Origin of the sequence: Victivallis sp. (assembly GCF_048170485.1) — a bacterium.
Lineage (GTDB): Bacteria > Verrucomicrobiota > Lentisphaeria > Victivallales > Victivallaceae > Victivallis.
This window is the reverse complement of record NZ_DBEXAY010000176.1, coordinates 1-9,294: the sequence shown is the minus strand read 5'-3', so window position 1 is coordinate 9,294 and position 9,294 is coordinate 1. Positions and strand designations below refer to the sequence as shown.

Below are 9,294 nucleotides of genomic sequence, written 5' to 3'. Positions count from 1 at the left end.
TCAAAACTTTGCAAATACCGCGAAAAAAGAGGCATATCATGGATTTTTTTTGGACTGCATTGACTTTTAGCAAAAAAACGGACGCGAGGAAATTCCCCCCAAGCGTGACGATACTTTTTCAACTATACTATACCGCAGCAGAAGACATCTTCAACTCCATGCAGAAAAGGGGGAAAAATGAAAATCGAACGCAGAAAACCACTCACCGCACGAGCCGGCTTGATGGGAGTCGGTCTGGACACCTACTGGGAACAGTTTCCCGGGCTGCTCGACGAACTGATGAAGAAAATGGAGAAACTCGAGCAGAAGCTCGCCGCCAACCAGGTGGAAGTCATCTCCTTCGGCATGGTCGACAACGCGCAGCGCGCTTTCGAAGCACTGCCGAAAATCAAAGCCGCGGACCTCGACATTCTCTTCGTGGATATGCTCACGTATGCCACCAGCGCCACCTTCGGCGCGATCGTGCGTGAAATGAACGTTCCGGTGGTGCTTGTCGCACTCCAGCCGCTCTCCGCGCTGGATTATGAACACGCCACGACCTACATGCAGCTCTGCAATGACGATCTCTGCTCGGTGCCGGAATTCACCGGGGTGGCGATCCGCATGGGCAAGACACCGCCGCCGCTGGTTCTCGGCATGCTTGAAGGCGATGCCGCCGCCGATGCTCAGCTCGCCGAATGGTGCCGGGTCGCCCACGTGCTCCACGACCTGCGCCGCGCCCGCATCGGCCACCTCGGCCACGTGCTCGAAGCGATGCTCGACATGCAGACTGACCCGACCGCCGTCACCGCCCAGTTCGGCTGCCACGTCGTCCAGTGCGAAGCCGATCAGATGATGCCGATCTACCGCTCCATCGATCCGGCCGGAGAAGAGGTCGCGGCGATGAAGAAGCGGATTCTCGACTTCTTCGACACGCCGGACCCGGTCTCCGACCCGCTGACCTGCAAGCTCACCGACGCCGACCTCGAAACCGCCGCCGTCGTCGCCGTGACGCTCGAGAAATACATCGCGGCAAAATCGCTCGACGGCCTCGCCTACTACTACGAAGGCGAACCCGGCTCGCCGGTCCGGAAACTGGTGACCAACTTCATCGTCGGCAACTCGCTGCTGACCAGCGCCGGATTCCCGATGTGCGGCGAATTCGACATCAAAACCTGTCTGGCGATGCTGATCATGGACCGGCTCGAAATCGGCGGCTCCTTCGCGGAATTCCACCCGGTGGATTTCGCCAACGACACGGTGCTGGTCGGTCACGACGGCCCCCACCACCTCAACATCGCCGACCGCCGGCCGGTCATCCGCAGCTTGAAGAAGTACCACGGCAAACCCGGTTCGGGCGCCGGTGTGGAATTCAACATCAAGACCGGCCCGATCACCATGCTGAGCATCGGGGTCAAGGCGGACGGGAAATTCAAGTTCATCATCGCCGAAGGCGAATCGGTCGCCGGCCCGATTCCGCCGACCGGGAACACCAACACCCACGGGAAATTCCTGCCGGATGTGCGGACCTTCCTTTCCCGCTGGGTGGCGGAGGGGCCGACCCACCATTTCGCGCTCGGCATCGGGCACCATGCCGAAACCATCCGAAAAGTCGCCGATGCACTCGGCATCGAAGCGGTGATCATTCCCGCCGGCCGCTGACCGGCGAAAGCCGCGGCGGAAACTTGACAAGCTCTTTCCGCCGCGGTATTGTAAAAAGGGCGCAGCATGGTGAGGAAAATGGGAACAGAGCCGGCAAAAAATACCAGATGCTTTCACAAGTACTCGTTTTTTGACAGCGATTTTCCCTTCCACATCCGGCGGGAGATCGATCTGCCGGAGGATTACAACGAGAGCAAACGCTTTCGCCGTGAATTCTGGAAGATCATCTACATCCTTGATGGATTCGGGGAAAAGCTGATCAACGAACAGCGGTATCCGATTCAGCCGGGCAGCATCTTTCTGATTCACCCCGAGGACGTCACCACCTTCAGCATCCAGTCAAAACAGCTGGAGATCTACAACATTCTCTTCATGCCGGAGCTGGTGACCGACGGGTTGAATGAACTGCAGGATGACTTCGATTTCTTTTCGATCATGAACTGGAACCCCGGCAACAACGACCGCCCCCGGGAACTGCTTTACATCACCGAAAGCGATATGGAAATCCGGCGGATCGTCAAGACGATGGAGCGGGAATTCAACAAGATGCCGCAAAACTACCGTTCGCGCCTCAAACTGCTGCTGCTGGAGTTGCTGATCCTGCTCGCCCGCAAAGGGAACCGGACCGCCCGGCACCAGGCCACCGACCAGGTGGTGGACTACATCGACCACCTGATCGAAAAGCATTTTGCCGAAGAGTTCCGGCTCGACACCCTGGCGGAAAAGATCGGCATCGACAAGAGCCGCCTCTGCCGGATCTACCGGGCGGGCACCGGGCAGACCATCATGGACTCCGTGCGCATCCGCCGCCTCAACGAAGCGGCGGAACAGCTCACCCGGACCAATCGGAACATTTCCGAAATCTGTTTTGCCTCCGGCTTCAACGACCTCTCCTACTTCTACCGCTGTTTTACCGGGAAATTCGGCGCCAACCCGGGGGCATTCCGCAAAAAATTCATTTCAAACGAATAAGGGAATCCGCATTATGAAACTCGCTTCCGTCGTTTCTCTGCTCCTCCTCGCCGCCGGCTCCGTCTCCGGCGAATTCATCAGCCCGGACGATCCCCGGCTCAGCTACTCCGATTACGTCAACAAGGAGGTCATCCGCACCCCGGAGGGGAAGCCGCGGGTCCGCTTTGACCGGGTGTTGCAACATGCCCGCAATTACAACAAAGACAATCCGGGCGCCCGTCTCCGCTTCCGGACCGATGCGAAAGCGGTCACCGTCCATCTCTATTACAACGAACTGCACACCTCCCCTTCGGCCCGCAACGGCGTCGGTGTCTGGCGGATTGACGGCAGAGGGCGGGAGGAGTGGCAGTTCAACTCCCGGGAGAAGCGGACAAAGCGCGCCCCGGAGAAGGTTGCGCTCCCCCTCCCCGCCGATGGGAAATTTCATGATTACGAAGTCATTCTCCCCTACGGCGATGCGGTTGATGTCGACGGCGTCGAGGTCAATGACGGGGCAAAATTCGCCACTCCGGCTCCGCGTCCGCAGTACCGGGTGGTCTTTCACGGCGACTCGGTGACCCACGGTCACACCGCGAGCCGGATCGACCGCACCTATCCATGGCTGGTCGGGGAGAAGAAGAACTGGCAGATCATCAACACCGCCCTGGGCGGACTCTCTTCCCCCGGGCTCCAGCCGGCGGCGATCGCCTCGATTCCGATGGACCGGCTGGTGGTGATGATCGGCGTCAATGACTGGCAGGGCGGACGGCCGCCGAAAGCATACGCCGACAGCGTGGTGAAGTTTCTCCGGGAGTTCCGCCGCCGCTGCCCCGAAACGCCGGTTGCGCTGATCACGCCGCTCTGGGTCGGCCCGAAATGGCGGCCGAAGAGCGTCAAATTCGAGCTCCCGGAATACCGGCGGGCGGTGGAAGAGGCGGTAAAGCAGCTCGCCGATCCCCGTGTCAAAGTGATCGACGGCGATGCATTGATCGATCACGATGCGGAACAGTACTTCACGCCGGTTGCGGTGCACCCGAACGACGCCGGCTTCGCTCAACTGGCGGAGCGCCTCGCCCGGCAGCTTTGAACAACGGAAGTTTCCGGCAAGGAGAACCATGTCTCTGGATAAGGTAAAAGCTTTTTTCGCCGACTGCGGCATGGCGGATCGAATCCGTGAATTCGCCGTCTCCAGCGCAACCGTGGAACTGGCGGCGGCGGCGCTCCACTGCGCCCCCTGCCGGATCGCCAAGACGCTGGCTTTTCTGGCCGGGGAACAGACCATCCTGATCGTCGCGGCGGGAGACGCCCGGATCGACAACCGGAAGTATCGCGAAACGTTCGGCATCAAGGCGAAGATGATTCCGCCGGCGGAGGTGGAGGCGCGCACCGGGCACGCTCCGGGCGGCGTCTGCCCCTTTGCCGTACCGGCAGGGACGCTGATCTATCTGGATGGGTCGCTCAGGCGCTTTGAAACGGTCTTCCCCGCCTGCGGCAGTTCGAACAGCGCGATTGAACTTACGCTGCCGGAGCTGGAACGCTGCTCCGGCGCGAAAGCATGGGTGGAGGTTTGCGCCCTCCGGGAGTGAGCGATCCGGGCGACTACGGTTCCCACCCCTGCCGCTGTTCGAGTCCGATCAGCTTGTAAAGTTCCGTCTTGCACGGATGGGCGCCGAGGATTCCGGCGGTGAATCCGACGGAGAGATTCTTCTCCCGGTCGGCGAGGCCGTCGGAGCCGCCGTAGCCACCGTGGCCGAACACTCTGCCGATATCCCCTTTCGGGCCGGAGAGGGCGAAGCCGTATCCGAAGACATTGAACGAACTCAGTCTGGGCTCTTCCGGCTCCGGCCGGTGCAGTTCGGTCGCCTCCAGCAGCATCTCCCGGCTGAAATAACGCCCCGCAAGAATCGCCTGATAGAAGCGGGCCAGCGCCCGGGCCGAGGCAATTCCGTTGAAGCCGGGCAGCGCGGCGCGGCGGATGCACGGCTGTCGCATCAGCACATCGAGCGGGTCACAGATGGAAATCGAACGGGAAGGCTCCACCCCCGGCCCCAGCCGGAACTCCGCCGCATTCTTCTCCGCCTCGTCGGTGGTGCCGAAATAGAAGTCGGTAATCCCTTCCGGTTCAAAGAGCTCCCCGTTCACATAATCGCGAAACTCTTTTCCGGTAATCCGGCGGATCAGCTCCGCCGTCACCCAGCCGTAGGTCAGCGACTGATACCGGGTCCGGGTGCCGGGTTCCCAGTCGGAGGCCGACTCCTCGATCACATGGATCATATAGTGCCAGTCGGCGACCAGTTCATAGCTCTTCTGCTCCGGGAAACGCTGCCGCAGGCCGGAGGAGTGGTTGAGCAGATGGCGCACCAGCGTATGTTCCTTGCCGTTCTTCGCGAACTCCGGCCAGAAATCCGCCACCGGCTGGTCAGGAGAGAGCTTCCCCTCCCCGATCAGCCGCGTCAGCGCCGCCGCGGGAACGCCTTTGCTGGTCGAATAAATCGGGAAAATCGTATGGGAATCGACCCGTTTCGTCCGGCCCGCATCCACCCAGCCGGCGCAGACATCGATAATGCACTCCCCATCGCGGTATACGCAAAATTGAAGGCTCTGTTCCGAACCATCCGCGACCGCGGCGTCGATGATCCGCTGTGCCTCTTTCTGAAGATCCATGGTGCTTCCTTTCTCTGCAAGCTCTTTGTAATATAGCAGTGCCTCCCGGGGATTCAAATCATACAATCATTTGAATCATTTATTTTTACAGATTATTGTATACATTACGCCAGAGGCAGGCCGCAGGCGGAAAAGATCGACCGGGCAACCGCCAGCTCCTCTTCGGCGGGCGGCGGAGTGGCGTGCAGACGGTATTCGATGCCGAGCTCCCGCCACTTGTATTCGCCCAGCTTGTGAAACGGGAGCAGCTCCACCCGCCGGATGCAGGTGAAATTGCGAAGAGATTCCGCCAGAATTCCGAGCCGTTCCGGCAGGAGAGTGATGCCGGGCACCAGCACGTGCCGAATCCAGACCGGCTTCCCAATCGATTCGCAGAACTGAAGAAGAGCCCGCGCATTGGAGCCGTCGTTTCCGGTGAGTTCGCGGCAGAGCGCCGGCTCGGCCGCTTTGATGTCGAGCAGCACAAGATCAGTCATCTCCAGTACCGGACGTGCGACGGCAAGCCCGACGGAACCGGCCGTATCCAGCGCGGTGTGGAACCCCTCCTGCCGACAGAGGCGAAACACTTCGCGGGCAAACGCCGCCTGCAGCAGCGGTTCGCCGCCGGAGAGGGTGACGCCGCCGGAACGGATGAAGTTCCGGTATTCGGCGATTTCGCGGACGATCTCCGAAGCGGATACCTCCCGCCCTCCGACGGGATCCCAGGTATCCGGATTGTGACAGTAAAGACAGCGCAGCGGACACCCCTGCAGAAAGAGCACATAGCGGATGCCGGGGCCGTCGACGGCCCCGAAGCTCTCCATCGAGTGAATCCGCCCGCGGATTTCCGTCATGGTCAGAACCGTTCGTGGAAGGTGCGGCGGATCACATCAAGCTGCTGTTCGCGGCCGAGCTTGATGAAGTTGACCGCGTAGCCGGAGACCCGGATGGTCAGCTGCGGATACTTCTCCGGATGATCCATCGCATCGAGCAGCACCTCGCGGTTCATCACATTGACGTTGATATGGTGTCCGCTGTCGAGGAAATAACCGTCGAGCAGCGCGACCAGGTTCCGGACACGTTCCTCTTCGGTGCGCCCGAGCGCCGCGGGGACGATCGAAAAGGTATAGCTGATCCCGTCCTCGGCGAAGTCATACGGCAGTTTGGCAACCGACTTCATCGCCGCCACACAGCCGTGCGTGTCGCGCCCGTGCATCGGATTCGCGCCGGGGGCGAAGGGTTCGCCCGCCTTGCGCCCGTCCGGCGTGGAACCGGTCTTCTTGCCGTAGACGACGTTGGAGGTGATGGTCAGAATCGACATGGTCGGCTTCGAATTGCGGTAGGTGCGGTGACGCGCCAGCTTGCCCATGAAACTCTTGACCAGATTGACCGCGATCTCGTCGGCGGCAGAATCGTTGTTGCCGTACTTCGGGTAGTCCCCTTCGATCTCGAAATCGACCGCCAGTCCGGCGGCGTTGCGGATCGGCTTCACCCGGGCGTAACGGATTGCCGACAAACTGTCGGCCACCACCGACAGACCGGCCATGCCGCAGGCGGAGGTGCGGATGATATCCTCATCGTGAAGCGCCATTTCAATCCGCTCATAGCAGTACTTGTCGTGCATGTAGTGGATGATGTTCAGCGTGCTGATGTAGAGTTTGCCGAGCCAGTCGCAGACGGCGTCGAATTTGCGCATCACTTCATCGTAATCGAGATACTCTCCGGTGACCGGGGCGAGCTCGGGGCCGACCTGTTCGCCGCTGCGCTCATCCTTCCCGCCGTTGATCGCATAGAGCAGCGCCTTGGCGAGGTTGGCGCGGGCGCCGAAGAACTGCATCTGCCGCCCGATGCGCATGGCCGAAACACAGCAGGCGATGCCGTAGTCGTCGCCGAACTTTTCGCGCATGAGTTCGTCGTTCTCATACTGAATCGACGAAGTCTGGATGGAGATTCCGGCACAGAAGCGCTTGAAGGGCTCCGGCAGCCGCGGGCTCCAGAGGATGGTGAGGTTGGGTTCGGGGGCCGGCCCGAGATTGACCAGCGTATGGAGAAAGCGATAGCTCATCTTCGTGATCATGTGCCGCCCGTCCATCGCCATGCCGCCGATCGCCTCGGTGATCCAGGTGGGATCTCCGGCGAAGAGTTCATCGTAGGAGGGGGTGCGCAGGAAGCGGACAATCCGCAGTTTCATCACAAAGTGATCGACGAACTCCTGAATCTGCTCCTCGGTATATTTCCCGGAAGCGAGATCCTGCTCGGCGTAGCAGTCGAGGAAGGTGGAGACCCGGCCCAGCGACATCGCCGCGCCGTTCTGCTCCTTGACCGCGGCGAGATAGCCGAAGTAGAGCCACTGAATCGCCTCCTTCACATCGGTGGCGGGGCGGGAGAGGTCGAAACCGTAGGAGGCGGCCATCTCCTTGAGTTCGCCGAGCGCCCGGATCTGTTCGCTGATCTCTTCGCGGAGCCGGATGGCGGGGCTGTCCATGATGTCGTAGACGAGGGTGCGAAGCGCTTTTTTCTTCGCCTCGATCAGCCGGTCGACGCCGTAGAGAGCGACCCGCCGGTAATCGCCGATGATCCGGCCGCGCCCGTAGGCGTCGGGCAGTCCGGTAATGATGCCGGAGTGGCGGGCCATGCGCATTTCCTCGGTGTAGGCGTCGAATACGCCGTCGTTATGAGTCTTGCGATAGCGGAACACGTTGGCGACCGCGGGATCCATTTTTTTGCCGTAGGCTTCGAGTTCGCCGTAGACCAGCCGGATGCCGCCGAAGGGCATGATGGCGCGCTTGAGCGGCTCATCGGTCTGAAGGCCGACGATCTGCTCCAGCGAACGGTCGATGTAGCCGGGGGAATGGCTGGTGATGGTGGAAATGGTCTTTTCGTCGATGTCGTAAACGCCGTGGCGTTCGCGTTCGAGCTTCAATTTTTCCGAAAGGTGTTCCCACAGTTTGCGGGTGCGGTCGGTGGGGCCGGCCAGAAATTCCGGGCCGCCGTCGTACGGAGTATAATTCTTAATGATGAAGTCGCGGACGTTGATGTCCTTGACCCAGTCGCCCTGATGGAAGTTCAAGATCGTATTTCCTTTTTTCGATATTGGTTCAAGTACGTCTTATTAATATATTGTCGTTTGAGGGGGATTTCAATCGAAAAACGCCAGATTTGCCCCGGCTGTGAACGCAAAAAACAAGACGGAAAGTGCGGAAAGAATTCTGCCCAAAAGGATTCCGGATTCGCGGCCGGGGAAAACCGCGAATCCGGAATGAGGGGGAAAAGCAGAAGAGTCCGTCGGGGTTCTTCTCTTTTCGTGATGGTAACCAATGTAACACGGGAAAATTACGGGAAGATTGCCGCGAAATTGCAATCCGGCAATATCGCATAAAAAAAGAGCCTTTTTCATGCGAATCCGCACAAAAAGGCTCTTGTTTTTACTTCGTTTACCGAAGGATGTCGAGCAGCTCGACGTCGAAGATCAAAGCCGCGTTCGGCGGGATGGCCTGCCCGGCGCCGCGCTCCCCGTAGGCGAGACGGGCGGGGATGAAGAGACGGTAGCGGCTGCCGACCGGCATCATCTGAAGCGCCTCGGTCCAACCGGCGATCACCTGATTGACGCCGAACTCGGCGGGTTCGCCGCGGCGGACCGAGCTGTCGAATTCGCGACCGTCAAGGAAGGTGCCGGTGTAGTGAACCCGGACCCGGTCGGTGGCGGAGGGTTTTGCGCCATTGCCCTGTTTGACGACCTCATACTGGAGCCCGGAGGGGGTGACGGAGACGCCTTTGCGGGTGATGTTTTCGGCCATGAACTTCTTTTCCGCGGCGGCGTTGGCGGAAGCGAGCTGTTCGGCCTGCCCCTGGGCGGCCTGCTGCATCCGGGTGCGGAGGGTCTGCATGGCGGAGGCGTACTCCTCGGCGGAGAGGCGGGCGGAACCGGCGAAGAAATCGCGCATTCCGGCGAGAGCGGCCTCCTGATTGATTTTGACGGGAGTGTGGGAGAGGTACTCGCCCATATTCATCCCCATGGCGTAGCTGAGCTTTTCGAGTTCATCGGCGAAATTGTTCATG

The 9,294-nt window shown here is 60.4% G+C and carries 9 protein-coding genes; 4 read left to right on the top strand and 5 right to left on the bottom strand.

All coding sequences use genetic code 11. The annotated features are described in order from the left end of the window. Positions 1-177 precede the first annotated feature (177 nt). From ACMLHG_RS09220 to ACMLHG_RS09205, 4 genes are all read left to right on the top strand, one after another. Complete coding sequence (locus ACMLHG_RS09220; RefSeq protein WP_295806789.1) at positions 178-1,641, top strand: L-fucose/L-arabinose isomerase family protein; 1,464 nt, start codon at positions 178-180, stop codon at positions 1,639-1,641. A 78-nt stretch (positions 1,642-1,719) separates the two neighbouring features. Further along, a complete protein-coding gene (locus tag ACMLHG_RS09215; protein ID WP_294435784.1) occupies positions 1,720-2,613 on the top strand; it encodes an AraC family transcriptional regulator in 894 nt (297 codons plus the stop codon). A 13-nt stretch (positions 2,614-2,626) separates the two neighbouring features. After that, positions 2,627-3,679, top strand: coding sequence for an SGNH/GDSL hydrolase family protein (locus ACMLHG_RS09210; RefSeq protein WP_295806784.1), 1,053 nt, complete (start codon positions 2,627-2,629; stop codon positions 3,677-3,679). Positions 3,680-3,707: 28 nt separating this feature from the next. After that, positions 3,708-4,178, top strand: coding sequence for a YbaK/EbsC family protein (locus ACMLHG_RS09205; RefSeq protein ID WP_295806782.1), 471 nt, complete (start codon positions 3,708-3,710; stop codon positions 4,176-4,178). Between the two features lie 13 nt (positions 4,179-4,191). On the opposite strand, the gene ACMLHG_RS09200 is transcribed toward ACMLHG_RS09205, so the two are convergent. The 5 genes from ACMLHG_RS09200 to ACMLHG_RS09180 all read right to left on the bottom strand — a co-directional run. Next, on the bottom strand, positions 4,192-5,256 hold the full coding sequence (locus tag ACMLHG_RS09200) for a serine hydrolase domain-containing protein (RefSeq protein WP_417170302.1): 1,065 nt from the start codon (positions 5,254-5,256) through the stop codon (positions 4,192-4,194). Between the two features lie 104 nt (positions 5,257-5,360). Then, complete coding sequence (gene pflA, locus ACMLHG_RS09195; RefSeq protein ID WP_417170301.1) at positions 5,361-6,089, bottom strand: pyruvate formate-lyase-activating protein; 729 nt, start codon at positions 6,087-6,089, stop codon at positions 5,361-5,363. Positions 6,090-6,091: 2 nt separating this feature from the next. After that, on the bottom strand, positions 6,092-8,305 hold the full coding sequence (gene pflB / locus ACMLHG_RS09190) for a formate C-acetyltransferase (RefSeq protein WP_417170300.1): 2,214 nt from the start codon (positions 8,303-8,305) through the stop codon (positions 6,092-6,094). A 69-nt stretch (positions 8,306-8,374) separates the two neighbouring features. Next, positions 8,375-8,632, bottom strand: coding sequence for a hypothetical protein (locus ACMLHG_RS09185; protein ID WP_417170299.1), 258 nt, complete (start codon positions 8,630-8,632; stop codon positions 8,375-8,377). A 37-nt stretch (positions 8,633-8,669) separates the two neighbouring features. Then, a partial coding sequence (locus ACMLHG_RS09180; RefSeq protein WP_294435778.1) for an FKBP-type peptidyl-prolyl cis-trans isomerase occupies positions 8,670-9,294 on the bottom strand: 625 nt, incomplete at its 5' end.

Bases quoted from the DNA above. Each gene is read 5' to 3' on its own strand.
- ACMLHG_RS09185 (WP_417170299.1), bottom strand. From the start codon at position 8,632: ATGAAAAAGGCTCTTTTTTTATGCGATATTGCCGGATTGCAATTTCGC.
- pflA (WP_417170301.1), bottom strand. From the start codon at position 6,089: ATGACGGAAATCCGCGGGCGGATTCACTCGATGGAGAGCTTCGGGGCC.
- ACMLHG_RS09200 (WP_417170302.1), bottom strand. From the start codon at position 5,256: ATGGATCTTCAGAAAGAGGCACAGCGGATCATCGACGCCGCGGTCGCG.
- ACMLHG_RS09210 (WP_295806784.1), top strand. From the start codon at position 2,627: ATGAAACTCGCTTCCGTCGTTTCTCTGCTCCTCCTCGCCGCCGGCTCC.
- ACMLHG_RS09205 (WP_295806782.1), top strand. From the start codon at position 3,708: ATGTCTCTGGATAAGGTAAAAGCTTTTTTCGCCGACTGCGGCATGGCG.
- ACMLHG_RS09215 (WP_294435784.1), top strand. From the start codon at position 1,720: ATGGGAACAGAGCCGGCAAAAAATACCAGATGCTTTCACAAGTACTCG.
- ACMLHG_RS09220 (WP_295806789.1), top strand. From the start codon at position 178: ATGAAAATCGAACGCAGAAAACCACTCACCGCACGAGCCGGCTTGATG.